The sequence below is a fragment of the Streptomyces sp. NBC_00091 genome (assembly GCF_026343185.1).
Lineage (GTDB): Bacteria > Actinomycetota > Actinomycetes > Streptomycetales > Streptomycetaceae > Streptomyces.
On sequence record NZ_JAPEMA010000001.1, the window covers coordinates 2,298,018 to 2,320,995 of the forward strand.

The window sequence follows — 22,978 nt, forward strand, 5'->3', positions numbered from 1 at the left end:
GGGGTATTCGCAGGTCGGAGGCGCTGTGCGGACCGGGCGAAACGACCACGTTACACCTGACGGACGCGGCCACCCGTGTGACGTACGTCCCGTTTTGCCGGGTTCCCGGACAGGAAACCGAAGTACTCCGTTCGCCTGGCGGCCACCCGTACGGAGCGGGTTCCGGCCCAATCCGGAATTGATCACGAAGACGCGTTCGGGGGAATCCCGGAATTGATCACGCGGCGCCCTCGGGCGGGATAGCGGAATGGAAGATCGCGGGACCGGCCCAGGGCGGGGCGCGCGCTGCGGAGGGTCGGGTGCGGGGGCGGGGCGGCGGCTCGGTAACCTAAGCGCGCTGACACACCCTTAGGGCGGCTTTACCTCGGCCGTCCCGAGAGCCCGCCCGCCCGTCCGTACGTCCTAGGAGTTGCCGCAGCCGTGAGCCGCAGCCTTCGACGCGGCGCCCTCGCCGCTACCGCCGTCGTGTTCTCGATCGCCTCGCTCGCCGCGTGCGGTGCGGGCAACGACGCGCAGACTCTCGAGATCAAGCCGGACAACGCCGCTGTCACCAAGGGCGACATCAAGATCCAGAACGCCCTGGTGATCACCAAGGGCGAAAAGGGCAAGAAGGGCCCGGCCGCCGTCACGGCGACCGTCTTCAACGCCGGCGCCAAGCCCCAGACCCTGGACGGGATCACCCTTGAGGGTGGCAAGTCCAAGGTGGTCCTGAAGGCGGCCGAGGGCTCCGGCAAGATCACCGTGCCCGCCGGCGGCTCCGTGGTGCTCGGTGGCAAGGGCAACGCCTCCGCCGTCATCGAGGGCGGCCGCGAGGCCGTCCAGAACGGCAACGTGCAGAACGTCGTCTTCCAGCTGAGCACCGCGGGTGACGTCGCGCTGGACGCCTTCGTCGTCCCGGCCACCGGCATGTACGCGGGCTACGGCCCGACCGAGGCCCCCGCCGCCCCGGGCGCCGCCCCGTCGGGCGCCCCCTCGGGCTCGGCCTCCCCCGCCGCGTCGGGCTCCCCCTCGGGCTCCCCCGCCGCCGGCGCCACCCCGTCGGGCGCCGCCTCCGGCACCCCGTCCGGCAAGCCGTCGGGCTCCCCGTCGCCCACCGCCGGGCACTGACGCCAGACAACGGGAAAGGGCCCCAGCCGCGACGCGGCTGGGGCCCTTCCTTGTTTCCGTCCAGGCGGGGCCGGCTTACGGCTCGAACTTGTAGCCCAGGCCGCGGACCGTCACCAGGTAGCGCGGCGCGCCCGGGTCCGGCTCGATCTTGGCGCGGAGCCGCTTGACGTGGACGTCCAGCGTCTTGGTGTCGCCGACGTAGTCCGCGCCCCAGACCCGGTCGATGAGCTGCATGCGGGTCAGGACGCGGCCCGCGTTGCGCAGGAGCATCTCCAGCAGGTCGAACTCCTTCAGCGGGAGGTCCACCTTGGCTCCGGCGACGGTGACCACGTGCCGGTCCACGTCCATCCGTACGGGACCCGCCTCCAGGGCCGCCGGGGTGACCTCCTCCGGCTCGCCGCGGCGGCGCAGGACCGCGCGGATGCGGGCGACCAGCTCCCGGGAGGAGAAGGGCTTCGTGACGTAGTCGTCGGCTCCTATCTCCAGCCCGACGACCTTGTCGATCTCGCTGTCCTTGGCGGTCACCATGATCACGGGAACGTTGGAGCGGCCGCGCAGCTGCCGGCAGACCTCGGTGCCCGGCAGGCCGGGCAGCATCAGGTCGAGGAGGACGAGGTCGGCGCCGTTGCGCTCGAACTCGTCGAGCCCGTCGGGCCCCGTCGCGGCGATCGCGACCTCGAAGCCTTCCTTGCGGAGCATGTAGGACAGGGCGTCGCTGAAGGATTCCTCATCCTCTACGACGAGCACTCGGGTCACGGAAGGACCTCCGGGGCAGGAATGACTGGTTCTGGTTCAAGCAGGGGTCTGGCGGGTTCCGGGGCCGTCGCCGGGGCCGGCGCGGCCGCCTCGGGGAGTCGCAGGGTGAACGTGGAGCCCTGGCCCTCGGAGCTCCATACCGACACCTCCCCGCCGTGCGAGGCCGCCACGTGCTTCACGATCGCGAGGCCCAGTCCGGTTCCTCCCGTGGCGCGGGAGCGGGCGGGGTCCACGCGGTAGAAGCGCTCGAAGATGCGCTCGCGGTCCTTCTCCGGGATGCCGATGCCCTGGTCGGTCACGGCTATCTCGATCAAGTCTCCACCCGGCGCGGCCACCCGGCGCGCGGCGATGCCGACGCGGGTGCGGGCGGGGCTGTAGTTGACGGCGTTCTCCACCAGGTTCCCGAGGGCGGCGGCCAGCTGGCCCCGGTTTCCCCAGACGCGCAGGTCGGCGGTGCCGCCGGCGGCCATGGTGATCTGCTTGGAGGTGGCCGTGTGGCGGCAGCGGTCGATGGCCTCCGCCACCAGCGTGTCCACCCGTACGGGCTCGGCGTCCTCCAGCGGGTCGTCGTTCTGTACCCGGGAGAGGTCGATGAGCTCCTGCACGAGGTTGATCAGGCGGGTGGCCTCGATCTGCATGCGGCCCGCGAAGCGGCTGACCGCCTCGGGGTCGTCGGCGGCGTCCATGACCGCCTCGGAGAGCAGGGAGATCGCGCCGACCGGGGTCTTCAGCTCGTGCGACACGTTCGCGACGAAGTCGCGGCGCACCGCCTCGATGCGGCGGGCCTCGGTGAGGTCCTCGACCAGCAGGAGCACCAGCCGGGAGCCCAGCGGGGCGACGCGGGCGGAGACCGCGAGGGCTTCGCCGCGGCCGGTGCCGCGCCGGGGCAGGTCGAGCTCGATCTGGCGTATCTCGCCGTCGCGGCGGGTGTCGCGGGCCATGTGGAGCATGGGCTCCACGGCCAGCTTGCCGCCGCGGACCAGCCCGAGGGCGTACGCCGCCGAGCTGGCCTTGACCACCGCGTCCCCCTCGTCGAGGACGACGGCGGAGGAGCGGAGTACGGAGAGGACGGTGTCCACTCCGGGTGGGAGTACCGCGTTGATGTCGGGGCGCATGGAGCTCCGGGTGGGGCGGGCTTGGTCGCGCTCGCTCCAGCGGAACGCCAGCATGGCGATGACGCCGGTGCAGAGACCGGCGATCGCAGCAGCTGCGGCGACCGCCGCGTTCACGTCCATGGATCCAGGTTAAGCAGGCTCGGCGACACTTCCACAGCCGTTCGGGTGGCACCTCGAACAGTCGTCGCCCAGAGTTCACCCTGACGACGGGGTTGATTCACTTGTGATGCCGGAGTCGGACGCGTTGGCGACCCAACGTGTCAACGTGGGGCACGACAGTCCACACAGCAGAAGTAGCGAGCAGTAGGCAAGCCGGTAGGAGAGGGACACCATGCGCGACGCGTACCACGAGGAACTGGACTCGATCGGAGAAAGCCTGGTCGAGATGGCCCGGCTCGTCGGTTCCGCGATCGGGCGGGCCACGACCTCCATGCTGGACGCCGACCTGAAGCTCGCGGAGAGCGTGATCGCCGCCGACCAGAAGGTGGACGACCTCCAGCACGACCTGGAGGCCCGTGCCATCGCGCTGCTGGCCCGCCAGCAGCCGGTCGCCACCGACCTGCGCATCGTGGTGACCTCGCTGCGGATGAGCGCGGACCTGGAGCGCAGCGGCGACCTGGCGCAGCACGTGGCGAAGCTGGCGCGGCTGCGCTTCCCGGACACGGCGGTGCCGCGTGACCTGCACGCGACGATCCTGGAGATGGGGCAGCTGGCGCAGCGCCTGATGGCGAAGGCGGCCGAGGTCATCATCACGAAGGACGTCGACCTGGCGCTCCAGCTGGAGCAGGACGACGACGAGATGGACCACCTGCACCGCACCCTGTTCCAGCACCTGATGGACGACCGCTGGAAGCACGGCATCGAGACGGCGGTGGACGTGACCCTGCTGGGCCGCTACTACGAGCGGTTCGCGGACCACGCGGTGTCGGTGGCGAAGCGCGTGGTGTACCTGGTGACGGGTGAGCACGCGGACGAGCTGCAGCAGCCGACGCAGGTCGAGGGCGTCTGATCCGCCTTCGCGTCGGCACGCCCCAATGCGCCGTTGACGCGCCGGTGTGGCTGGGCATGAATGAGGGCGAAGGCACTCCGCCATAGGAAGCCCCCGTACGCCGCCTACGAGGAGGAACCATGCCCGATTCCCCCGTCCCGATCACACCGGAACAGGAGCAGCCGGCCCGCCCGGAGCCCCTGAGCCTCCCGCTGCTCGCGGCCTGCGGCTGCGGTTCCGGCTGCGGCTGCGGCTGCCAGTCCGGCGCCCCCTGCCAATGCGGCGGCTGACCCCGCCCACGCAGCCCAAGAGGGCCCCGTCCGTTCCGGACGGGGCCCTCTCGCGTGCCGTACGAGGCCCTGCGGGCCGCGGGTTACTTCTTGCCCTGGTTCTTGACCCGGCCTGGGGCTTTACCCGGCACCCTGGCCCTGACCTGCGGTCGCGCGGTCAGCGGTTGTCACCCTCGGCCACCCTTGGCCGCCGTCCCACGGCCCAGGGACGGCCCAGCCAAGGCACTCAGCCGGTCGTCCGCCATGCCGACTTCGCTGCGGTGTGGTCCTGCCAGAGCTGGACGAGCTGCTCAGCCTGCGCCTTCGTGATGACGCCAGCCTCTACCCCAAGCGCTGTCGCTTCGCGGACAGGCACTCGCTGGATCTCCAGCATCGTCTCCGCCATCTTGTCCGCGTTCCTCGGAGTCCCTTCATGGCCATACGTCAGGTCACGAGGAAGGAAGGTCTCCACCTTGCCATCGCCGCTCTCGAAGGCAGCTCGGGTCAGCTCCACCTTCACCCTCTTGGTTCCCAGGCTCAGCACTACCCCGTGAGCGCCCTGCAAGTGGTACGGCCGGTCACTCGTGAAGGAGATGGTCACAGGATCTCCAGGAGCTAGCTGCCTGCCTTCGCGGTCATTCATCGCGGCCTCCCCAAGACTCGTGCTGATCAAGCAGTCAGGCTAGCGGCGGCACACGATTAACAGGTCCGGCTTGAGTAAATGCCCCCGCGAGAGCCCCCGCCTCGACGCACCACCCACCCCAACTCCCATCCCGTCTGCCGTCGACCCACACGTATGTGGAGCGGGCGCGGTGCCGGGCGTCCAGGTGGAGCGCGCCACTGTACGAACGACCTGGACGCCCGGTGCCGTGTCTGCTCGGCTTGCCCTGGGTCGACGGCAGACGGGATGGGAGTTCCCCGCCCCCAGCCACATACGGCCGGCACTCGCGTGCGGCGCCCCCGCCATCCCGGAGCCTGAGCGCCCCCGCCGGAGGCATGTTTGGTGAGAGGCGGATCCAGCGGCCTCTGGGGACTCGGCTCATGCCCTTGGGCCTATCCCGCCGTAGGGGCGGGCGTCGGCGCAGCGCGCGCGGAGCGGGCCGAAGGCAGGAGCGTCGCGCGGAGCGGAGCCGGGAAGCCCGCCCGGCGGAGCGGAGCGCAGCCGGGTGCTTGATGAGGTAGAGAAACCTGTAACAGGTCCGCTTGGCTCCTACGGCTACGCCGTGGTGAATGCGTCGGCGATGGCCTGCATGGCGTCCGTGATGGCGTCGGCTCCCGCTTCGGCGAAGAGCGCGGCCTTGTGGGGCTTGTTGGCGTAGGCGATGACCGTTGCGCCGGCTGTATGAGCGGCCTGGACGTCGGTGAGCGAGTCACCAATTAGGGTGCAGTCCTCTACCCCCACCCGCGCCTGCTCCGCCGCCGTGATGATCGGGAACGGGTTGGGCTTCATCAGGTGGGGCTGTCCGACTGGGCGCCCGACGATCTCCGCTACGTGACCCCCCAGACCATGGATCTCCAGGAAGCGCTGAACGCACTCGGCAGAGTTGTTGCTCACCACCAGCACTTCGCGCCCCGAGGAGCGAGCGGCTCGAAGGGCCTCCACCGCTCCAGGAGTCGGCGGGCCGGCCACTGCGACGGCTTCGACCTCCGCCGCAGTCAGCGCCTGCTCCACCTCCCGGCCGATGGCGGCACCGGCTTCATGGGCGATCCGCAGGACCTCGATCGGATCGTCGGTCTCGGCGGCCTTCGCGCCCGCGGCTTCGTCCTGGGAAGAGAGCAACGAGGTCAGCTGCTTGGCGACCTCCGGAGCGGGCAGCCCGGCGAACACGTCGCACACCGGCCCGTCGAAGTCGAAGAAGACAACGCGCGCGTTCGCCAAGACTCCTGAGAGCCGCTCATCGTGCGTCAAGGTCGAAGTCCCTTCCGATGGTCTCCCACACGCTGTCGAACCACATGCGGGCCTGCTGGACCTGTTGTGCCCCGCTGGAAGACTCGCCGTCGTTGATCGAGTGGTGGAAGAGCGTGGTGTCCTTGCCCACCAGGTCGTAGATCTCGATCACCTCGCCCTGGGCGACGACCTTGTTCGGACGGATCGGGTAGTACCCGAAGAACGCGTCCTCTTCGTTGATCACGTAGAGCTTGAAGAACTGCGTGCCACTGTGGACGCGGACCTTGATCCGCGCCTCGGCGACGAGACCCAGGTGCTCCAGCTCGGTGATGGCATCCCGAATGCTGCGCGTGTAGCTGACCATGATGTCGTGCATGCGGTCGCGGAGCCGCTCGTCGTCCGCTCCGTCCTCCATGCGCACGGGTGCTGCCTGCGGCACGGACATGTCCGGGACGAGTATCCGCATGGTGATGCTCGACGGCGTGAGCCGACCGACGCGGATCTTGTCCAGCGGTTCCTGAAGCGCACCGTGCAGCGTCTCGCTGGAGAATCCGGCGAAGTCGATGGTCACGTGTTCCTTGGCGAAGGCCTGCTCGACGTACGGCCGCAGGCCCGCCGGCCGCTCGGTCCGGTTGCGGACGTAGACACCGCTGCCCTTGCGGGAGACAACAAGGCCCTCGTCTTCGAGGTCGCGCAGTGCGCGCTGGATCGTCGCCCGCGCGAACCCGTACAGCTCCGTCAGTTCCTTGTGGGACGGGAGCTTCTCGCCAGGGCCCAGTCGCCTCGTTCGGATGGCAGCGCTGAGGCTGCTGGCCACCTGCTCGTACGGGGCTCGGTCGTCGTCTGGGTCTAGGGGCTCGGGGACGAAGGTCATGGGTCGATGGTAGGCGAAACCCCTCCAGGCAGGACAGCCATGCCAGTCATGTTGTTGACATGGCTAGCCACGTCTCCTACCTTCGAGATGTGACCAACCGGGCTAGCCAAGTTGGTCATCTAGCTTCCTGCTGGCATCTCTGAAGGAGAAACCATGCCGTCGTTCAAGGTGGACACGTCGACCGCCGTGGTGTTCGTGGCCACGGCCCCCGTGCCGAAGCTCGTGAGCAAGCAGACCGGTGAGCGCGCCGTCGACCGGGAGACCGGTGCCGGCCTGTCCACGGTGGGCCTGCTGATCTCGGACGAGGGGGAGGGCAACCTCTACCAGGTGACCGTGCCGGAGACGGGTCTCCCCGAGGGGCTGATGCCGGGCATGCCGGTTTCGGTGATCGGACTGAAGGCCCGGGACTGGGAGAACACGTTCAACGGCCAGACCCGGCACGGCATCTCGTTCCGCGCCGTCGCCCTCACCGCCGGGGCCTGACCATGGCCGACCTGACGACCTTATGGGAGGTCGGCCTCCCCCTGGCCGGTGCGGGCGGAGGTCTCGGCTACGCGAAGATCCGCGCGCCCCGCGTGTTCTGGTCCCTGGTCGGGCTGCCGGTGGCACGGGTGCGGTTCGCGGTGACGTACCGCTCCACGATGGACGTGTGCGGGCTGACGGTGCAGCCGTCCCGCTTGCGGGCGTTCCTGGTGCGCAACGTCGCTCGTCGCAGTGACGTGCAGCCCGTACCGCCGAAGGTCCGGCGCGTCCGGGGCTCCTCGACCGGCATGCGGGTCACCCTGCGTCTGCCGGCCGGTCTGGAACCCGCCGACGTGATCGCGGCCTCCGAACGGCTGCGGCACGCCTGGGGCGTCCGCTCCGTCAACGTGATCGAGACCCGGCCCGGGTTCGTCGAGCTGCGGATGACCGGCTACGACGTACTCCAGCGGGTGAAGATGCCGCGCCGCCCGCCTGCCGGTCCGATGACGGTGGCGGTCGCGCTCAGGGAGGACGGCACCGCCTTCGTCCGGGACTACCTCAAGGTCCCCCACGCCCTGACGCTCGGCGCCAACCAGTCGGGCAAGTCCATGTACCTGCGCAACCTGGTCGTAGGCCTCGCCCGACTGCGGGTCGCCCTCGTCGGGATCGACTGCAAGCGGGGTGTCGAACAGCGGGGATACGCGCCGCGTCTGTCGGCACTTGCCGTGACGCCGGAAGAGGCCTCGGGGCTTTTGGACGCGCTCGTGGACGAGATGGAAAACCGCTTCGACCTGCTGAGCGATCACGGGGCCGCCGACCTGTGGGCTCTGCCCGAAGAGGTCCGGCCGGTGCCGGTCGTGCTGCTGGTGGACGAGGTCGCGGAGCTGTTCCTCGTGGCCGGGAAGAAGGACGAGGAACGCCGGGACCGGATGGTCATGCAGATGATCCGCCTCGGACAGATGGCCCGCGCCGCCGGCATCTACTTGGAGATCTGCGGCCAGCGGTTCGGGTCTGACCTCGGCAAGGGTGCCACCGCGCTCCGCGCCCAGCTCACCGGCCGCGTCGTCCACCGCGTCAACGACAAGCAGACCGCCGACATGGGCCTTGGCGACATCGCCCCGGACGCGGTGGTAGCGGTGACGACGATCCCGCCCGACCGTCCCGGTGTCGCGGTGGCCGGCGACTCCTCCGGCGGCTGGTCCCGCATGCGCACCCCCGCGTTGAGCGCGGAGGAGGCCGCTGCGATCTGCACCCAGTACGCGCACCTGACCCCGGACCTTCCGGCTCTCGCCCCGTACCGGCCGGTGGTCCCCACCGAAGCCGCGTCCGACGGGCCCGTGCCGCTCGTGAAGCCGATCCCGGCGACGGACTAGTCACTCTCCCCCTCGGTCGGCGTGACCGTCTCACGCCAGGTCCCTACCCGACCCATGCCCGGAATCGAAGGGAACCCCATGAGCACCACGAAGAAGCCCCCGGCCCCGCGCCGCCGCTCGGCCAAGCCCGCGTCCGCCCCGCCGTCCTGCGGTACCTGCGCCGGCACCGGGGAGACCGCCACGACGGTCCGGGTTGGGCGCAAGCGCCGGGAGATCGACGCCACTCAGACCGCGCTGTGCCCGGACTGCTTCGGCACCGGCACCGCCTGAACCCAGGAAGGAGACGGCCTCATGTTCCGCACCCTCCGCCTCGACGCCGTACTCATCCAGGCCGTCATCGCCGGGGCCTTGTCCTTCGCCCACCTGCACGATCTCGCTGCTGCGGCTGGACAGGACGGATGGAAGGCCTGGGCCTACCCGGTGAGCGTGGACCTGCTGTTGGTCGCCGCATGGCGACGGATGCGCATGGACGCGGAGAACCGCGACGCCTGGCTCTGGTTCGCCATCGCCCTGATCGCGTCGCTCGGCGCCAACATCGCCACCGCCGGACTGCTCGACCTGCACAACGTCCCGGCCTGGCTGCGCATCCTCGTCGCCGGATGGCCCGCGCTCGCCTTCCTCGGCGGCACGCTCCTGGCCCACGCACCGACACCGGAGCTGGCGACGCCGCACCTGGAGCCCCTGGAACAGCCTCACATCGAACCCGCGCCGGACCTGACGGTGGAGCGCGTCCCGGAACCGGCTCCCGAGCTTCCGCCGGTCGAACCCGCCCCGGAAGAGGTGCAGCCGGAGCCCGCGCCCACCACAGCCGCCGTACCCGTACCGCCCGCGCTGCTCGATCACGCCCGAAAGATCGCGGACGCCCATCGCGTCCAGACCGGAGCCCCGATCGACGCGGCAACCCTCCGGAGCCGCCTCGGCGTACCTGCCGCCCTGGCTGACTCGATCGCCCTCCAACTCGCCTGACAGGAAAGGAGATCGCCACCATGCGCCCGAAGCGCTTCTACAACGTCGTCCGCATCGGCCCGGTACGCGTCGGCACCTACCGCGACGGCCACGGCCGCACCAAGCACGCCGCCGCCTGCACCGCCCCTGAGTGCGGCTTCTCCGCCGACTACAGCAGCCGCGCCAGCGCCGAACTCGCCGCCCGCACTCACCGCTGCAACCCGCGCTGATCGCGAAGGAGACCACCTCATGGACGTCCCGCTCTGGCTCGCCCTGATCGTCGTCGGCGCCCTGGGAATCAAGCTCATCCGCCCGCCCTGGTGGCTCGTCGCCGTGATCCTCCTCGGCGGCTACCTCCTCGCCGACAGCTTCCTGGCCCCGCTCGCCGACCCGATCACCAAGTAGGGAGATCCCGCCATGCTTCGACCGCGCATCCCGGTCAACCCGCTCCCGACCGGCATCGTCACCCCGCTCGCGCAGTCCGTCACCACGTCCGACGTCGAGCCCCGCCACGAGTCCTCGCCGACGGCCGCCGCCCCGAACGCCCCGGCCCGCACCACGGTCCAGCTCACCCCCGGCAGCGTGGTCGCCCTCGCCGCCGGCGGTGGCGCCGTGGTCCTGGTCGTCGGCGCCGTCCTCGTCTCGATGCTCCTCGCGGTCGCCATCACCGGCGTCTCCGTGGCCGTGATCGCGGTGGTCCTGCGCCTGCTCATCAAGGACCTCCAGAAGGGGCGGTGACCCCCTCATGGACACGCACGTCATCGCTGCGGGCTTACCGTCCCTGGGCTGGGCCCTGCACGGCGGGCTGCTCCTGCGCCGCCTGGCCACCGCCCGCCGCGACCCCCTGACCGGCCTGCACACCCGCTCCGGGTGGACCGCCCGCGCCGAACACCTGATGGCCAAGCACCCCAGCGCCCTCGTGATCCTGGTCGACCTGGACGACTTCAAGGCCATCAACGACACCCACGGCCACGCCGCCGGCGACACGGTCCTCACCACGACCGCCCGCCGCCTGACCACTTGGTGCGGACGCCACGGCATCGCCGCCCGCCTCGGCGGGGACGAGTTCGCCGCCATCGTCACCGACCCCGGCCTCACCCAGGGCCTCCACGCCCTCCGGACCACGTTGGACCAGCCGGTCACGCACGACGGCTGCGCCCTGCCGGTCTCGGCCTCGGTCGGCCACTGCCACCGCGAGCACCTGCCGGTGCCCGCCCTCACCGACGCGCTGTCGGCCGCCGACTCCTCGATGTACACGGTCAAGGGCCACGGCAGGCGCAACACACGCTGAGCGGCCCCCGGGACGGCCTCGGTCGCCAAACTTCCGCCACCCCGGGCGCCTGGACCCATCCCAGATCCAACGGACCCGAAAGGGAGAGCTCATCATGCCCCAGAGCACCTCGACCCCGTGCCGCGACTGCGACGGCTTCGCCACCGCCACGATCACCACCGGCGCCCGCACCTCCGATGGCACCCGGGCCACCATCCCCGTCCACTGCCCCGCCTGCGAGGGACTCGGCCGCTCCACCACCGCCGTCCTCGTCCGCGTCGGTAAGTGATCACGTGATCTACACCGCCACTGCGGCGGGCCTGGACCCGGCCACCCTGAGCGACCTGCTCCGGGTGGCCGGGTCCCCCGGCTTCGACCGCCTTCACGAGCAGATCCGCCGCACCGGAGGATGCGCCGCCCCCATCCGCCTTTCCGGCGGCACCAAGCTCCTCGACCCGGCCACCCGCACCGTGCTCCACGCCTACACCACCGACACCGAACCCGGCGGCGTCCTGCGCGTCGCCTGCGGCAACCGCCGCGCCTCCCGCTGCCCCGCCTGCGCCTGGACCTACGCCGGCGACACCTATCACCTCATCCGCGCCGGGCTCATCGGCGACCGGGCCAAGGGCACCCCCGACACGATCCGCGATCACCCCCGCGTCTTCGCCACCCTCACCGCCCCCTCCTTCGGCCCCGTTCACAACCGCCCCGGCACCCGACCCTGCCGCTGCGGCGTCCGGCACTCCGAGGACGCTGCCGAACTGGGCACCCCGCTCGACCCGGCCACGTACGACTACGCGGGTGCGGTGCTGTGGAACAACCACGCCTCCGAGCTGTGGCGCTACTTCACGATCTACCTCCGCCGCGAGATCGCTGCTCGCGCCGGCCTGACCCAGAAGGCTGCTCGCGAGCAGTCGCGGGTCTCTTTCGGCAAGGTCGCCGAGTACCAAAAGCGCGGGGCCGTCCACTTCCACGCCGTCATCCGCTTCGACGGACCCGACGGGCCCGACTCCCCGCCGCCCGCCTGGGCCACCCTCGATCTCCTCACCGAGGCCATCCGGGCCGCCGCTGCCCGCGTCCGCGTCGTCGTCCCCGCCACCCCGGAACACGGGATCGAGGACGAGTGGGTGCTGCGGTGGGGCGAGCAGATCGACGTCCAGCCCATCGGCGCCTTCGGGAACGGGGAGGAGCTGACGGAACAGGCGGTCGCCTCCTACGTCGCCAAGTACGCCACCAAAGCGGCCGAGACGACAGGCACCGTGGACCACCCGGTGGGCAACAAGGAGGCACTCGTCCTCCTCGGCGTGCCCGAGCACCCCCGGCGGCTGATGGAAGCCTGCATGGACCTCGACCGGGCCTACCCGGACCGGCGGCTGCGGGCCTGGGCTCACATGCTCGGCTTCCGTGGCCACTTCTCCACCAAGTCGCGCCGCTACTCGACCACCCTCGGCGCCTTACGCCAGGTCCGCGCCGACTACCGCGCCGCCCAGCAACGCGCCTCGCTCGGCCTGCCCGACCCCGACGCGAACCCGGAGGCCACCCTCCTCGTCGTCGCGCACTGGTCCTACGCCGGCCACGGCGCGACCCCCGGTGAGTCCTGGCTCGCCGCCAACGTCCGCCGGGACCTCCAGCACAACCGCGATCACGCCCGCGAGATCCGCGCCGAACTCGACGCCGCCGACACCAATGGGGAGTGGTGACCATGGCCCGCGCTCTGCCCGAGCGCTACCTCACGCCGACCGATCTGGCGGACCTCTTGGGTGTCCCGCTGGAGACCGTCTACCAGTGGCGCCGGAAGCGGACCGGGCCGCGTGGTTTCCGGGTCGGGGTCCACCTCCGGTACGACCCGGAGGACGTCCGTACGTGGGTCAGCTCGCTCATAAATGAGGAGAGTGCTGCCTGATGGCCGGACACATCCAGGACCGCTGGTACAAGATCGAGACTGGGCCCGGCGGCAAGCCCGTCAAGGTCAAGACCGAGCGCTACGGATCCGGGCTGCGCTATCGGGCCCGGTACGTCGGGCCGGACGGCACCGAGAAGAGCAAGTCCTTCCCGGACCGCCAGAAGCGTCTGGCAGAGCAGTGGCTCGCGCACATCGAGGCCGACATGTCGCGCGGCGCGTACATCGACCCGAAGGCCAGCCGGATCACGTTCCAGCAGTACGCGGAACGCTGGCTCGGCAACCACGGCGCCGACCCGAACACGGGGTTCTCGATGGAGTCGCAGCTGCGACTGCACGCCTTCCCGTACCTGGGGTCGCGACCGCTGGCGTCCTTCCAGCCCGCCCACATCCGGGACTGGGTGGCCAAGCTCAAGGCGGTCGGCGTAACCGGGTCGTACGCGAGGGTCATCTACTCCAACGTGCGGAGCGTGCTGAACGCGGCGGTGGATGACACCCTGCTCACCAAGAATCCGTGCGCGGCCCGGTCGGTCAAGGCTCCGACCGTGGAGGCCAAACGGGTGATTCCCTGGACCGCCGAGCGGGTCTTCGCCGTGCAGGCCGAGCTGCCGGAGCGGTATCGCGCGCTCGTGGACCTGGGTGCCGGGTGCGGGCTGCGGCAGGGCGAGATCCTGGGCATCGACGTGGACGCGATCGACTTCGACACGGACACGGTCCACGTGGTCCAGCAGCTGAAGCTGAGCCGGAGCAAGGCCGTGTTCGCCCCACCGAAGGGCGGCAAGCTCCGGGACGTCCCGCTGCCGGGCCCGGTCGCTGATGCGCTGCGCGCCCACATGAAGCACTGCCCGCCCGTCGCGATCACCCTGCCGTGGGGGGTGGCCGGCGGCCCCCTGGTGACGAAGCGGCTCGTCTTCACCGCGCCGATGGGCGGCCACGTATGGCGCGGCATGTTCAACACCGACCAGTGGAAGCCGGCCCTCGCCGCCGCAGGGGTCATCGCCGAGAGGGAGAAGGGACAGGAGAGCTATGCCTCCGCCCGGGAGCACGGGATGCATGCGCTGAGGCACTTCTACGCTTCGGTGCTGCTGGACGCGGGGGAGAACGTGAAAGCTCTGGCTGAGTACCTGGGTCACTCGGACCCTGGCCTCACCCTTCGCGTCTACGCACATCTGATGCCGAGTAGCCAGGAGCGGACCCGCACGGCCGTCGCGACGGTGTACGGGCGACTTGAGAAGCCCAGCCACCACGGAAAACGGGGCTCTATTGAACCAACAACTTGAGGGTATTAGTTACGCACGCGCGAGCCAACCATCCAGAAGCCTTCCCGCATGCATGCATGCACGCACGCACGGATAGGCGTACATGAAATAGCAACCACGCCATTGAAAAGCATCTTCGCAGGTCAGAGGGACAAGGATGCGTCAACTTGGCGATCCAACATGAAATACCAGGTTTAGCCCGACAGCCCCACCTGCACGTTTGTCTCACGTCAGGAACGCTCTGTAAGCTCACCAAAGCGCAAAAAGAGAGCCGCCCCGGCTAGGGCGGCTCTCACTTCCGTCTGCGCCTGCACGACCTCTTGTCTTGGACCTACGAGCACATCTGGAGCCTCCATGGTGCCACGCCCGGGATTGACCATCGACATCTCGCTACGCGAACTACCGTTCTTGGTGATCGGCGCCGGAGCCACGGCGCTCCCCGCCTGGACCGAGGTCCCACCAGCCGCCGTTCTGCCCCTGGCCGTCCTGATTGCCGTGCAGATCCGCGTCCGTCGGCGCGCCTGACGGCCCAGAGACGGCCCCAGAGCAACAAGAAGCCCCCCATCTGCGGAGAACCAGCAGGTGGGGGGCTTCTTCGTGCGTAAGGGTTACTTCTTGCCCTGGTTCTTGACGGCTTCGATGGCGGCCGCGGCGGCGGCCGGGTCGAGGTAGGTGCCGCCCGGGTTGAGGGGCTTGAAGGCGGCGTCGAGCTCGTAGGCGAGCGGGATGCCGGTGGGGATGTTCAGGCCCGCGATGTCGGCGTCGGAGATGCCGTCCAGGTGCTTGACCAGGGCGCGCAGGGAGTTGCCGTGCGCGGCGACGAGCACGGTGTGGCCGTCCAGCAGGTCCGGGACGATCGAGTCGTACCAGTACGGCAGCATGCGGACGACGACGTCCTTGAGGCACTCGGTGCGCGGGCGCAGCTCCGGCGGGATCGACGCGTAGCGCGGGTCCGCGGACTGCGAGAACTCCGTGCCGTCCTCGAGGGCCGGCGGCGGGGTGTCGTAGGAGCGGCGCCACAGCATGAACTGCTCCTCGCCGAACTCGGCGAGGGTCTGGGCCTTGTCCTTGCCCTGGAGGGCGCCGTAGTGGCGCTCGTTCAGGCGCCAGGAGCGGTGGACCGGGATCCAGTGGCGGTCGGCGGCCTCGAGCGCCAGCTGCGCGGTGCGGATCGCGCGCTTCTGGAGCGAGGTGTGGACCACGTCGGGGAGGAGGTCGGCGTCCTTCAGGAGTTCGCCACCGCGGACTGCCTCCTTCTCGCCCTTCTCGTTGAGGTTGACGTCCACCCAGCCGGTGAACAGGTTCTTCGCGTTCCACTCGCTCTCGCCGTGGCGGAGGAGGATCAGCTTGTACGGTGCGTCGGCCATGCGTACGAGCCTAATGGACGCCATGGGGCGCCCGCGCGCGGTCCGTGGTCGGTCGTGGAGGGCCCTCGATTGACGGTCGGCGTCAATCCAGTGGACGGCGGCGGACCCCGCTCGTAACGTGCGGGGAGATCCAGGGACTCTTACATCATCGGGGGAACACGTATGTCCGCTGCCAGTCTGAGACGGGCCGCCCGGGAAAGCGTCTCGGGTCTGCCGAGCGCCTTCTGGTGGCTGTGGGCCAGCACGCTCGTCAACCGGCTCGGGGCCTTCGTCGCCACGTTCATGACCTTGTACCTGACCCTGGACCGGGGCTATTCGGCCTCCTTCGCGGGGCTTGTGGTCGCCCTGCACGGGCTCGGCGGGGTGGTGTCCTCGCTCGGGGCCGGGGTGATGACCGACCGGCTGGGGCGGCGGCCGACGATGCTGGCGGCGAACGTCTCGACGGCCTTCTCGGTGGCGCTGCTCGGCTTCATGGAGCATCCGGTGGCGATCGCCGCGGTGGCGGGGCTGGTCGGGATGACCTCGAACGCCTCGCGCCCGGCGGTCTCGGCGATGATGGCGGACATCGTCCGGCCGGAGGACCGGGTACGGGCCTTCGCGCTGAACTACTGGGCCATCAACATGGGCTTCGGGATCAGCGCGGTGGTGGCGGGCGTGGTGGCGGAGTACAGCTACCTGGCCGGCTTCCTGGGCGAGGCCGCGCTGACGCTGCTGTGCGCGGTGCTGGTGTTCGTGAAGCTGCCGGAGTCGCGGCCGGTGCGGGACAGCGCCGCGGTCGCCGACGACGGGCCGGAGATCGGGCTGGGGACCGTGCTGCGGGACGGGCGGTTCATGGCGGTGGTCGGGCTGTCGTTCGTCATCTCGCTGATCTTCACGCAGGGCTCGGTGGGGCTGCCGGCGGCGATGGGCGCGGCCGGGTTCTCGCCAGGGGACTACGGGCTGGTCGTGGCGGCGAACGGGCTGCTGATCGTGGTGCTCCAGATCCCGGTGACGCGGTTCATCGAGCACCGCGACCCGCGCCGGCTGCTGGTGATCTCGGCGCTGCTGGCGGGGTACGGGTTCGCGATGACGGCCTTCGCGGGGTCGCTGTGGGCGTACGCGCTGACGGTGTGCGTGTGGACGCTGGCGGAGATCGTGAACTCGCCGACGCAGATGGGGCTGGTGGTGCGGCTGTCGCCGGTGCACGGGCGCGGCCGGTACCAGGGGATGTACACGATGTCGTGGGCGGTGGCCGCGCTGGTGGCTCCGCTGATGGCGGGGTTCGTGATCGACCGGCTGGGCGCGGACTGGCTGTGGGGGGCCACGGGGGTACTGGGGACCGTGGCGGCGCTGGGGTACTGGCTGCTGATGCGGAACCTGCAGGATGCGGATTCCGGCAAGGGTCCGGACGCGGGTGTGGGTGTGGGTGTGGGTGCGGGTGTGGGTGCGGAGGCGAAGGGGAGCGGCGCGGTGGCCGCTTCCGGGGCCGCCGCGGCGGCCAGTCCGGCCGCCGTCTGACCCGCCCGAACGGCCCGTCCGGTCAGGCCGGGCGGGTCAGGTGCTTGAAGGCGTCCAGGTTGTGCGTCGGTTCGCCGCGCGAGACGCGCCATTCGTACTCGCGCTTGATCGCGCCGGCGAAGCCGAGCTCCAGCAGGGTGTTGAAGGCACCGTCCGCCGCCTCCAGGACGGTGCCCAGGAGCCGGTCGAGGTCGTCGGGGGTGACGACCGAGAGGGGGAGGCGGGCCGTGAGGTAGACGTCGCCGAGCGGGTCGACCGCGTAGGCCATCCCGTACAGCTTGAGGTTGCGCTCGAGCAGCCAGCGGTGGACGCCCGCCTCGTTCTCGTCGGGGTGGCGGATGACGAAGGCGTTCACCGACAGGGAATGCCGGCCGATCTTGAGCGAGCAGGTGGTGCTCAGCTTGCGGGTGCCGGGGAGCTGGACGACGTACGAGCCCGGCTCGGGGCTTTCCCAGCTCAGCTCGGCGCCGGCCAGCGTGGACTCGATGATCGCGGCGGTGTCAGCCATGGTGGGAGCGTACGCGACGGCGGTGATCATGCATGGCCGCGGTGTACACGTCGGCGGTTCCGCTGGCGGCGGTGTCCCAGCCGAAGAACTGCGCGTGCCGCGCGGCCTCGGCGCCCATCCGGGCCGTGAGGCCGGGTTCGTCCACGAAGCGCCGCAGCTCGCGGGCGTAGTCCACCGGGTCGTGCCCGGGTACGAGGATCCCCGTCACCCCGTCGTTGACGGCGACGGGCAGTCCTCCGACCTCGGCGGCGAGGACCGGCGTACCGGTGGCCTGGGCCTCGATGGCGACGAGGCCGAAGGATTCGCTGTAGGACGGCATGACCAGCACGGACGCCGCCCGGAACCAGTCGGCGAGCTGGTCCTGGGCCACCGGCGGGTGGAAGTGGACGAGGTCGGCGATGCCGAGCTTCGCGGCGAGCTTCTGCAGCCCCTCCGGCTTGGCGAGGCCGCTGCCGCTGGGGCCGCCGACGACGGGGACGAAGAGGCGACCGCGCAGTGAAGGGTCCCGGTCCACCAGCTCCGCGACGGCCCGCAGCAGGATGTCGGGGGCCTTGAGGGGCTGGATGCGGCCCGCGAAGAGCGGGATCACGGCGTCCTGGGGCAGGCCGAGGCGGGCGCGGGCGGCGGCCCGGCCGTCGCCGGTGGTGAAGCGGTCGAGGTTGACGCCGGGGTGGACGACGGCCACCTTGCCGGGGTCGGCGTCGTAGTGCCGTACGAGTTCCTCGGCCTCTTCGGCGGTGTTCGCGATGAGCCGGTCGGCGGCGGACACGATCTGGGTCTCGCCGATGACGCGGGCGGCGGGCTCGGGGGTGTCGCCCTCGGCCAGTGCGGCGTTCTTGACCTTGGCCATGGTGTGCATGGCGTGTACGAGCGGCACGCCCCAGCGCTCGGCTGCGAGCCAGCCGACGTGCCCGGAGAGCCAGTAGTGGGAGTGGACGAGGTCGTAGTAGCCGGGGCGGTGGCCGGCCCAGGCCTGCATGACGCCGTGGGTGAAGGCGCACAGCTGGGCGGGCAGCTCCTCCTTGGCGAGGCCTTCGTACGGGCCGGCGTCCACGTGCCGTACGAGGACCCCGGGCGCGAGCTCGACCACGGGCGGCAGGCCGCCGGTGGTGGCGCGGGTGAAGATCTCGACCTCTATGTTGATCGCGGCGAGGCGCTTGGCCAGCTCCACGATGTAGACGTTCATGCCGCCGGCGTCGCCGGTGCCGGGCTGGTGCAGCGGTGAGGTGTGCACGCTGAGCATGGCCACGCGGCGGGGCTTGCGGTGGTGGCCGACGGCCGGGAGCCGCAGGCGGGGCTGGTCGTGGCGGGCGCCGCGCGCGGCGGCGATGCGGCCGCTGATGCTGCCGCCGAGACGGGACACGTACTGGCTCAAGGGAGCAGTTCCTCTCGCTCGGACGACGGCCGAAGGACCTCTGCGACCTCGCTCTGGCGGCGGGTCGGCAGCGCCGGTGGGGCGGCATGGCTGCGGGAGCGCGGTCGGCGCCCTGCAAGGAGTGCAACCCGGATGGAGGTCCGCCGCATTCCGGGGCTCCGGAAGTTCCTTCTCGTTTGCCGGATTTTTATCTCGGCCGGGCCCTCCGCTTACGCTCGGCGCATGGTCTCCCGCAGCACTCCGCCACCCCCGAAACGCCCCGTGGGCACCGTGACGCGCGGGACGACGAACCCGAACCGGCTGCGCCGCATGGACCGCTGGATCGCCGCCACGCACGGGGCCGCGCTGCGGCGGGCGGACGCGCCGGTGGCGGTGGACCTCGGGTACGGGGCCGCGCCCTGGACGGCGGTCGAGCTGCTGGCGCGGCTGCGGGAGGCGGCGCCGGGGGTGCGGGTGGTCGGCATCGAGATCGAACCGGCGCGGGTGGCGGGGGCCAAGCCGTACGAGCGGGAGGGGCTGAGCTTTCGGCACGGCGGCTTCGAGGTGCCCCTGGACGGCGGGGAGCGCCCGGCGCTGATCCGTGCGGCGAACGTCCTGCGCCAGTACGACGAGGAGCAGGTCGCCGAGGTGTGGCGGCGGCTCTGCGACCGGCTGGCCCCGGGCGGGCTTGTGGTGGAGGGGACCTGCGACGAGATCGGCCGGCGCCACGTGTGGGTGGCGCTCGGACCGGAGGGGCCGCGCACGGTGACCTTCGCGACCCGGCTGGGCTCCCTGGAGCGCCCGTCGGATCTGGCGGAGCGGCTGCCGAAGGCGCTGATCCACCGGAACGTGCCGGGCGAGCCGGTGTACGCGTTCCTGCGCGACTTCGACCGGGCGTGGGCGGCGGCGGCTCCGTACGCCTCGTACGGGGCACGGCAGCGCTGGATCCGGACGGCGCGGGCGCTGGCCGTCGACTGGCCGCTGGCGGACGGGCCGGTGCGGTGGCGGCAGGGGGAACTGACGGTGCGGTGGGAGGCGTTGCGCCCGGCGGGGTGAAACTCGCGGGGTGGGGAACCGGTGTCGGGGGCGGCCCGTTGAGTCGGCAGGGGTGGGCGGGGCGTGGCCGGTCATGATCGGAGCGGCATCCGGAGGGTGTTGGAATTCACCGAGTCGTGGCACCATCCCGGAGACAGTGCCAAGTTACTGATGAATAGTCAGATGTGATGTCCGGTGACATCAGCCTGACTCGGGGCGCCTGGGGGAGCCATGGGGACCGTGAAGCGAGCGTCGTCGCGAGGACAGAAGGTGTCCGCTCTCACGCTGCTGTGCGCCATGGCGATACTGACGGCCCCGGGGCTCGCGGTGGGCACCGCGTACGCCGCCCCGTCCGCCCCCTCCGCGCCCTCCGCGCCTTCGGCTCCGGCCGCGCCCGCCGCTCCCACGCCGGAGCCGGGCGCCAAGTCCCTGGAGCAGGTCCGCAAGGAGATAGAGGACCTCTACCGCCAGGCCGGCACCGCGACGGACGCCTACAACCTCGCGCAGAGCGAGACCAAGGCGCAGTCCGAGCGGATCGTCCAGATCGCCAATCTGGTGGTGGCGGGCCAGGACCGGATCTCCGGCCTGAAGGACCGCGCGGGCGCCGCCGCCCGTGCCCAGTACCGCTCGGGCGGGCTGCCGCCCGGCGCGCGGCTGGCGCTGAGCGACAGCCCGGCCGACTACCTGGACGGGACGGGCCGGTTGCGGCAGGGCGAGAAGGCCACCACGGACCTGCTATCCGAACTGAACCGCACCCAGACCGACTTGGAGCGGTACGCCAAGGAAGCGGGCGCCCTCTGGCAGAAGATGGAGGACAACAGGGTCAAGAAGGAAGCCGCCAAGAAGGAGATCGAGGAGAAGATCAAGACGGCGGAGGCCCTGGAGAACAAGCTGGCGGCCGAGGAGAAGGCCCGGCTGCTCCAGCTGGAGCAGGAAGCGCAGTACAAGGCGCAGACGGCCTGGCTGTCGACGGGCGCGATGAAGGACGTCAACGGCGCGGCGACCGATGCCGGCAAGCGGGCCGTGCAGTTCGCCACCGCGCAGATAGGGAAGCCGTACGTCTGGGGCGCCGAGGGTCCGGCCTCCTTCGACTGCTCCGGGCTGACCTCGCAGGCCTGGCTGGCGGCGGGGCGGGGCATCCCGCGCACCTCGCAGGAGCAGCTGCGGCTGCTGCCGAAGGTCCCGGTCAAGGACATGCGCCCGGGCGATCTGATCATCTACTTCGACGACGCGAGCCACGTGGGCATGTACGTCGGCGACGGCGCGATGGTCCACGCCCCGCGGCCCGGCCGCACGGTGACGATGGCCGGCGCGGGCTCGATGCCGATCAAGGCCGTGGTCCGCCCCGACGCGTAGGCCCTGGCCGGGCGCCGACCGGCCCCGGGGCCGCGGCCGGCCCCAGGAACCCCGCCCGGGGCGCGTACCGCCGGGCGCGGGGCGCGGGCGCCGTCGCGGGCGCGGGGGGCGCCGTCGCGGGCGCGGGGGGCGCCGTCGCGGGCGCGGGGTGCCGTCGCGCGCGGGCGCCTCGCGGGCGGGTGCCGTCGCGGGCGGCGGGCGTCTCGCGCGGGGTGCCGTCGCGGGCGGCGGCCGGTATCTCGCTGGGCGGGACGGTGGGGGGGTTCCCCGTGACGTTTGTCATCCCGCCGGCTCGCTTTTCCCCCGCGATAAGGGCATATGACGGAGGCCTTCACAAGGCCTCCATTCCGCTCGCCGGACCCGCCCGCTAGGGTCTGCCGCATGAGCGCACCCTCGGGGGGAGGCAAGGAACCGGAGACGATGCCCGTACCCGTACCGCGGCAAAGGGACAGCCTGGCCACGGACAGCGGCCCCGCACCGCAGGCGTCGCTGACGCTGCTGGTGGTGGAGGACGACCCCGCAGGCGGCCTGACCGTCCCCGAGATCCTCGACGCCGACGGCCACCGGATCCGGATCCGCAGCGCCCGCAACCTCACCGAGGCCGCGCGACTGCTCACCCCCGACGTGCACTGCGTCCTGCTCGACCTGGCCCTGCCCGGCCCCGGCGAGGACGGCCTCGGCGCCCTGCGCGAGGTCCTGCGCATCGCCCCCCGCCACGCCGTACTCGTCCTCACCGCCGAGGCCGACGCCGACCGCGCCGCCGAGGCCGTCCGCGTGGGCGCCCAGGACTTCCTCTACCGCGACGAGCTCGACGGCCGGCTGCTGAGCCGCGCCATCCGCTACGCCGTGGAGAGAAAACGGGCGGACATCGCCCAGTACAAACTTGCAGAATCGAAACTGCGCGCCCAGGAGAACGCCCGCCTGGAACGCGGCCTGCTCCCCACACCCCTCCTGGACGGCTCCGACCTCCGCTTCGCCGCCCGCTACCGCCCCGGCCGCAGCCGGGCCCTGCTCGGCGGCGACTTCTACGACACCGTCCGCACCCCCGACGGCACCGTCCACGCCATGATCGGCGACGTCTGCGGCCACGGCCCCGACGAGGCGGCCCTCGGGGTCGAGCTGCGCATCGCCTGGCGCGCCCTGACCCTGGCCGGCCTGTGCGGGGACGACCTGCTCGCCACCCTCCAGGAGGTCCTGGAGGTGGAGCGGCCCTGCGAAGAGATCTTCGCGACGCTGTGCACGGTGGACATCTCCCCGGACGGCCGGCGCGCGGGCCTGTGCCTGGCCGGGCATCCGGCCCCGCTGATATCCCGGCCGGGCCGGGCCGCGCGGCTCCTCCCGTACGAGAACAGCGGCCCGGCGCTCGGACTGCTGCCCCGGGCCCGCTGGCCCCGCCGCCAGGTCGACCTGGGCGGCACCTGGAGCCTGATGCTCTACACCGACGGCCTCATCGAGGGCCGCATCGGCAACGGCCGCGAGCGCCTCGGGCAGGACGGCATGGTCGAGATGATCAATCGCCACCTGGACCGCGGCCTGAGCGGCGAGGCCCTGCTGGAGGCGTCCGTCACCGAGGCCCGCCGGCTCAACGGCGGCGAGCTCACCGACGACGTCGCCGTCGTCCTGCTCTCCCGCGCGGCCGGCTGAACCGCGGGCTC

28 protein-coding genes are annotated in these 22,978 nt (G+C 71.2%); 20 read left to right on the forward strand and 8 right to left on the reverse strand.

The genetic code is table 11. The annotated features are described in order from the left end of the window. Window positions 1-420 precede the first annotated feature (420 nt). Window positions 421-1,107, forward strand: coding sequence for a DUF461 domain-containing protein (locus OOK34_RS10380; RefSeq protein WP_267033576.1), 687 nt, complete (start codon window positions 421-423; stop codon window positions 1,105-1,107). A gap of 75 nt (window positions 1,108-1,182) precedes the next feature. Here the strand turns inward: OOK34_RS10380 and OOK34_RS10385 are convergent, their stop codons facing one another. Further along, the gene (locus OOK34_RS10385) at window positions 1,183-1,863 is read right to left on the reverse strand and encodes a response regulator transcription factor (RefSeq protein WP_007265514.1); all 681 of its coding nucleotides are present in this window, start codon (window positions 1,861-1,863) and stop codon (window positions 1,183-1,185) included. Continuing rightward, the gene (locus OOK34_RS10390; protein ID WP_267033577.1) at window positions 1,860-3,098 is read right to left on the reverse strand and encodes a cell wall metabolism sensor histidine kinase WalK; all 1,239 of its coding nucleotides are present in this window, start codon (window positions 3,096-3,098) and stop codon (window positions 1,860-1,862) included. The genes OOK34_RS10385 and OOK34_RS10390 overlap by 4 nt, the downstream gene beginning before the upstream one ends. Before the next feature lie 211 nt (window positions 3,099-3,309). On the opposite strand from OOK34_RS10390, the gene phoU reads away from it, so the two are divergent. Together phoU and OOK34_RS10400 are read left to right on the forward strand one after the other, a co-directional pair. Continuing rightward, window positions 3,310-3,987, forward strand: a complete 678-nt coding sequence (phoU, locus tag OOK34_RS10395; RefSeq protein WP_267033578.1) for a phosphate signaling complex protein PhoU — start codon at window positions 3,310-3,312, stop codon at window positions 3,985-3,987. Between the two features lie 119 nt (window positions 3,988-4,106). Then, window positions 4,107-4,256, forward strand: a complete 150-nt coding sequence (locus OOK34_RS10400; RefSeq protein WP_267033579.1) for a hypothetical protein — start codon at window positions 4,107-4,109, stop codon at window positions 4,254-4,256. Window positions 4,257-4,482: 226 nt separating this feature from the next. Here the strand turns inward: OOK34_RS10400 and OOK34_RS10405 are convergent, their stop codons facing one another. From OOK34_RS10405 to OOK34_RS10415, 3 genes are all read right to left on the reverse strand, one after another. Then, a complete protein-coding gene (locus OOK34_RS10405) occupies window positions 4,483-4,908 on the reverse strand; it encodes a hypothetical protein (RefSeq protein ID WP_267033580.1) in 426 nt (141 codons plus the stop codon). 543 nt (window positions 4,909-5,451) lie between these two features. Continuing rightward, window positions 5,452-6,114 carry an HAD family hydrolase gene (locus tag OOK34_RS10410; protein ID WP_267033581.1) on the reverse strand — a complete coding sequence of 221 codons (663 nt, stop codon included), beginning with the start codon at window positions 6,112-6,114 and terminating at the stop codon, window positions 5,452-5,454. Window positions 6,115-6,130: 16 nt separating this feature from the next. After that, window positions 6,131-6,997: a winged helix-turn-helix domain-containing protein gene (locus OOK34_RS10415; RefSeq protein ID WP_267033582.1), complete on the reverse strand. Its 867-nt coding sequence runs from the start codon at window positions 6,995-6,997 to the stop codon at window positions 6,131-6,133. 153 nt (window positions 6,998-7,150) lie between these two features. On the opposite strand from OOK34_RS10415, the gene OOK34_RS10420 reads away from it, so the two are divergent. From OOK34_RS10420 to OOK34_RS10480, 13 genes are all read left to right on the forward strand, one after another. Continuing rightward, window positions 7,151-7,480 (forward strand): hypothetical protein, encoded by a 330-nt coding sequence (locus tag OOK34_RS10420; RefSeq protein ID WP_267033583.1) that lies wholly within the window; start codon window positions 7,151-7,153, stop codon window positions 7,478-7,480. A gap of 2 nt (window positions 7,481-7,482) precedes the next feature. Then, the gene (locus tag OOK34_RS10425; protein ID WP_267033584.1) at window positions 7,483-8,832 is read left to right on the forward strand and encodes an FtsK/SpoIIIE domain-containing protein; all 1,350 of its coding nucleotides are present in this window, start codon (window positions 7,483-7,485) and stop codon (window positions 8,830-8,832) included. Between the two features lie 78 nt (window positions 8,833-8,910). Then, a complete protein-coding gene (locus OOK34_RS10430) occupies window positions 8,911-9,102 on the forward strand; it encodes a hypothetical protein (RefSeq protein WP_267033585.1) in 192 nt (63 codons plus the stop codon). Window positions 9,103-9,123: 21 nt separating this feature from the next. Further along, a complete protein-coding gene (locus tag OOK34_RS10435; RefSeq protein ID WP_267033586.1) occupies window positions 9,124-9,798 on the forward strand; it encodes a DUF2637 domain-containing protein in 675 nt (224 codons plus the stop codon). Between the two features lie 20 nt (window positions 9,799-9,818). After that, window positions 9,819-10,007, forward strand: a complete 189-nt coding sequence (locus OOK34_RS10440) for a mobile element transfer protein (protein WP_267033587.1) — start codon at window positions 9,819-9,821, stop codon at window positions 10,005-10,007. A gap of 19 nt (window positions 10,008-10,026) precedes the next feature. Continuing rightward, complete coding sequence (locus tag OOK34_RS10445; RefSeq protein WP_185902744.1) at window positions 10,027-10,182, forward strand: hypothetical protein; 156 nt, start codon at window positions 10,027-10,029, stop codon at window positions 10,180-10,182. Window positions 10,183-10,194: 12 nt separating this feature from the next. Beyond that, entirely contained in the window at window positions 10,195-10,515 is a 321-nt protein-coding gene (locus OOK34_RS10450) for a SpdD-like protein (protein ID WP_267033588.1), read from the forward strand. Window positions 10,516-10,522: 7 nt separating this feature from the next. Then, on the forward strand, window positions 10,523-11,068 hold the full coding sequence (locus OOK34_RS10455) for a GGDEF domain-containing protein (protein ID WP_267033589.1): 546 nt from the start codon (window positions 10,523-10,525) through the stop codon (window positions 11,066-11,068). 94 nt (window positions 11,069-11,162) lie between these two features. After that, the gene (locus OOK34_RS10460) at window positions 11,163-11,336 is read left to right on the forward strand and encodes a hypothetical protein (RefSeq protein ID WP_267033590.1); all 174 of its coding nucleotides are present in this window, start codon (window positions 11,163-11,165) and stop codon (window positions 11,334-11,336) included. Window positions 11,337-11,340: 4 nt separating this feature from the next. Next, window positions 11,341-12,747 carry a replication initiator protein RepSA gene (gene repSA / locus OOK34_RS10465; protein ID WP_267033591.1) on the forward strand — a complete coding sequence of 469 codons (1,407 nt, stop codon included), beginning with the start codon at window positions 11,341-11,343 and terminating at the stop codon, window positions 12,745-12,747. A gap of 2 nt (window positions 12,748-12,749) precedes the next feature. Further along, on the forward strand, window positions 12,750-12,950 hold the full coding sequence (locus OOK34_RS10470; protein ID WP_267033592.1) for an AlpA family transcriptional regulator: 201 nt from the start codon (window positions 12,750-12,752) through the stop codon (window positions 12,948-12,950). Continuing rightward, the gene (locus OOK34_RS10475) at window positions 12,950-14,227 is read left to right on the forward strand and encodes a site-specific integrase (RefSeq protein ID WP_267033593.1); all 1,278 of its coding nucleotides are present in this window, start codon (window positions 12,950-12,952) and stop codon (window positions 14,225-14,227) included. The genes OOK34_RS10470 and OOK34_RS10475 overlap by 1 nt, the downstream gene beginning before the upstream one ends. A gap of 351 nt (window positions 14,228-14,578) precedes the next feature. Next, window positions 14,579-14,731 (forward strand): hypothetical protein, encoded by a 153-nt coding sequence (locus tag OOK34_RS10480; RefSeq protein ID WP_267033594.1) that lies wholly within the window; start codon window positions 14,579-14,581, stop codon window positions 14,729-14,731. Between the two features lie 83 nt (window positions 14,732-14,814). Here the strand turns inward: OOK34_RS10480 and OOK34_RS10485 are convergent, their stop codons facing one another. Then, complete coding sequence (locus tag OOK34_RS10485; RefSeq protein ID WP_267033595.1) at window positions 14,815-15,573, reverse strand: phosphoglyceromutase; 759 nt, start codon at window positions 15,571-15,573, stop codon at window positions 14,815-14,817. A gap of 162 nt (window positions 15,574-15,735) precedes the next feature. Here OOK34_RS10485 and OOK34_RS10490 point away from each other — a divergent pair, with 162 nt between their 5' ends. Then, window positions 15,736-17,070: an MFS transporter gene (locus OOK34_RS10490; protein WP_267033596.1), complete on the forward strand. Its 1,335-nt coding sequence runs from the start codon at window positions 15,736-15,738 to the stop codon at window positions 17,068-17,070. 22 nt (window positions 17,071-17,092) lie between these two features. On the opposite strand, the gene OOK34_RS10495 is transcribed toward OOK34_RS10490, so the two are convergent. Next, on the reverse strand, window positions 17,093-17,578 hold the full coding sequence (locus tag OOK34_RS10495) for a YbjN domain-containing protein (protein WP_267033597.1): 486 nt from the start codon (window positions 17,576-17,578) through the stop codon (window positions 17,093-17,095). After that, window positions 17,571-18,920, reverse strand: a complete 1,350-nt coding sequence (mshA, locus tag OOK34_RS10500; RefSeq protein WP_267036693.1) for a D-inositol-3-phosphate glycosyltransferase — start codon at window positions 18,918-18,920, stop codon at window positions 17,571-17,573. Before mshA ends, OOK34_RS10495 begins: the two co-directional genes overlap by 8 nt. 255 nt (window positions 18,921-19,175) lie before the next feature. Between mshA and OOK34_RS10505 the strand changes: the two genes are divergently transcribed. The 3 genes from OOK34_RS10505 (at window position 19,176) to OOK34_RS10515 (ending at window position 22,967) form a co-directional block, all read left to right on the forward strand. Continuing rightward, complete coding sequence (locus tag OOK34_RS10505; RefSeq protein ID WP_267033598.1) at window positions 19,176-19,988, forward strand: trans-aconitate 2-methyltransferase; 813 nt, start codon at window positions 19,176-19,178, stop codon at window positions 19,986-19,988. 210 nt (window positions 19,989-20,198) lie between these two features. Beyond that, window positions 20,199-21,323, forward strand: coding sequence for an NlpC/P60 family protein (locus OOK34_RS10510; protein WP_267033599.1), 1,125 nt, complete (start codon window positions 20,199-20,201; stop codon window positions 21,321-21,323). Window positions 21,324-21,743: 420 nt separating this feature from the next. Beyond that, window positions 21,744-22,967, forward strand: a complete 1,224-nt coding sequence (locus OOK34_RS10515) for a PP2C family protein-serine/threonine phosphatase (protein ID WP_267036694.1) — start codon at window positions 21,744-21,746, stop codon at window positions 22,965-22,967. Window positions 22,968-22,978: the final 11 nt, after the last annotated feature.

Bases quoted from the DNA above. Each gene is read 5' to 3' on its own strand.
- OOK34_RS10400 (WP_267033579.1), top strand. From the start codon at position 4,107: ATGCCCGATTCCCCCGTCCCGATCACACCGGAACAGGAGCAGCCGGCC.
- OOK34_RS10505 (WP_267033598.1), top strand. From the start codon at position 19,176: ATGGTCTCCCGCAGCACTCCGCCACCCCCGAAACGCCCCGTGGGCACC.
- OOK34_RS10425 (WP_267033584.1), top strand. From the start codon at position 7,483: ATGGCCGACCTGACGACCTTATGGGAGGTCGGCCTCCCCCTGGCCGGT.
- OOK34_RS10470 (WP_267033592.1), top strand. From the start codon at position 12,750: ATGGCCCGCGCTCTGCCCGAGCGCTACCTCACGCCGACCGATCTGGCG.
- OOK34_RS10420 (WP_267033583.1), top strand. From the start codon at position 7,151: ATGCCGTCGTTCAAGGTGGACACGTCGACCGCCGTGGTGTTCGTGGCC.
- OOK34_RS10490 (WP_267033596.1), top strand. From the start codon at position 15,736: ATGTCCGCTGCCAGTCTGAGACGGGCCGCCCGGGAAAGCGTCTCGGGT.
- OOK34_RS10475 (WP_267033593.1), top strand. From the start codon at position 12,950: ATGGCCGGACACATCCAGGACCGCTGGTACAAGATCGAGACTGGGCCC.
- OOK34_RS10450 (WP_267033588.1), top strand. From the start codon at position 10,195: ATGCTTCGACCGCGCATCCCGGTCAACCCGCTCCCGACCGGCATCGTC.
- OOK34_RS10390 (WP_267033577.1), bottom strand. From the start codon at position 3,098: ATGGACGTGAACGCGGCGGTCGCCGCAGCTGCTGCGATCGCCGGTCTC.
- OOK34_RS10460 (WP_267033590.1), top strand. From the start codon at position 11,163: ATGCCCCAGAGCACCTCGACCCCGTGCCGCGACTGCGACGGCTTCGCC.
- OOK34_RS10485 (WP_267033595.1), bottom strand. From the start codon at position 15,573: ATGGCCGACGCACCGTACAAGCTGATCCTCCTCCGCCACGGCGAGAGC.
- OOK34_RS10445 (WP_185902744.1), top strand. From the start codon at position 10,027: ATGGACGTCCCGCTCTGGCTCGCCCTGATCGTCGTCGGCGCCCTGGGA.
- OOK34_RS10435 (WP_267033586.1), top strand. From the start codon at position 9,124: ATGTTCCGCACCCTCCGCCTCGACGCCGTACTCATCCAGGCCGTCATC.
- OOK34_RS10510 (WP_267033599.1), top strand. From the start codon at position 20,199: ATGGGGACCGTGAAGCGAGCGTCGTCGCGAGGACAGAAGGTGTCCGCT.
- OOK34_RS10515 (WP_267036694.1), top strand. From the start codon at position 21,744: ATGCCCGTACCCGTACCGCGGCAAAGGGACAGCCTGGCCACGGACAGC.
- phoU (WP_267033578.1), top strand. From the start codon at position 3,310: ATGCGCGACGCGTACCACGAGGAACTGGACTCGATCGGAGAAAGCCTG.
- OOK34_RS10495 (WP_267033597.1), bottom strand. From the start codon at position 17,578: ATGGCTGACACCGCCGCGATCATCGAGTCCACGCTGGCCGGCGCCGAG.
- OOK34_RS10455 (WP_267033589.1), top strand. From the start codon at position 10,523: ATGGACACGCACGTCATCGCTGCGGGCTTACCGTCCCTGGGCTGGGCC.
- OOK34_RS10415 (WP_267033582.1), bottom strand. From the start codon at position 6,997: ATGACCTTCGTCCCCGAGCCCCTAGACCCAGACGACGACCGAGCCCCG.
- OOK34_RS10440 (WP_267033587.1), top strand. From the start codon at position 9,819: ATGCGCCCGAAGCGCTTCTACAACGTCGTCCGCATCGGCCCGGTACGC.
- OOK34_RS10430 (WP_267033585.1), top strand. From the start codon at position 8,911: ATGAGCACCACGAAGAAGCCCCCGGCCCCGCGCCGCCGCTCGGCCAAG.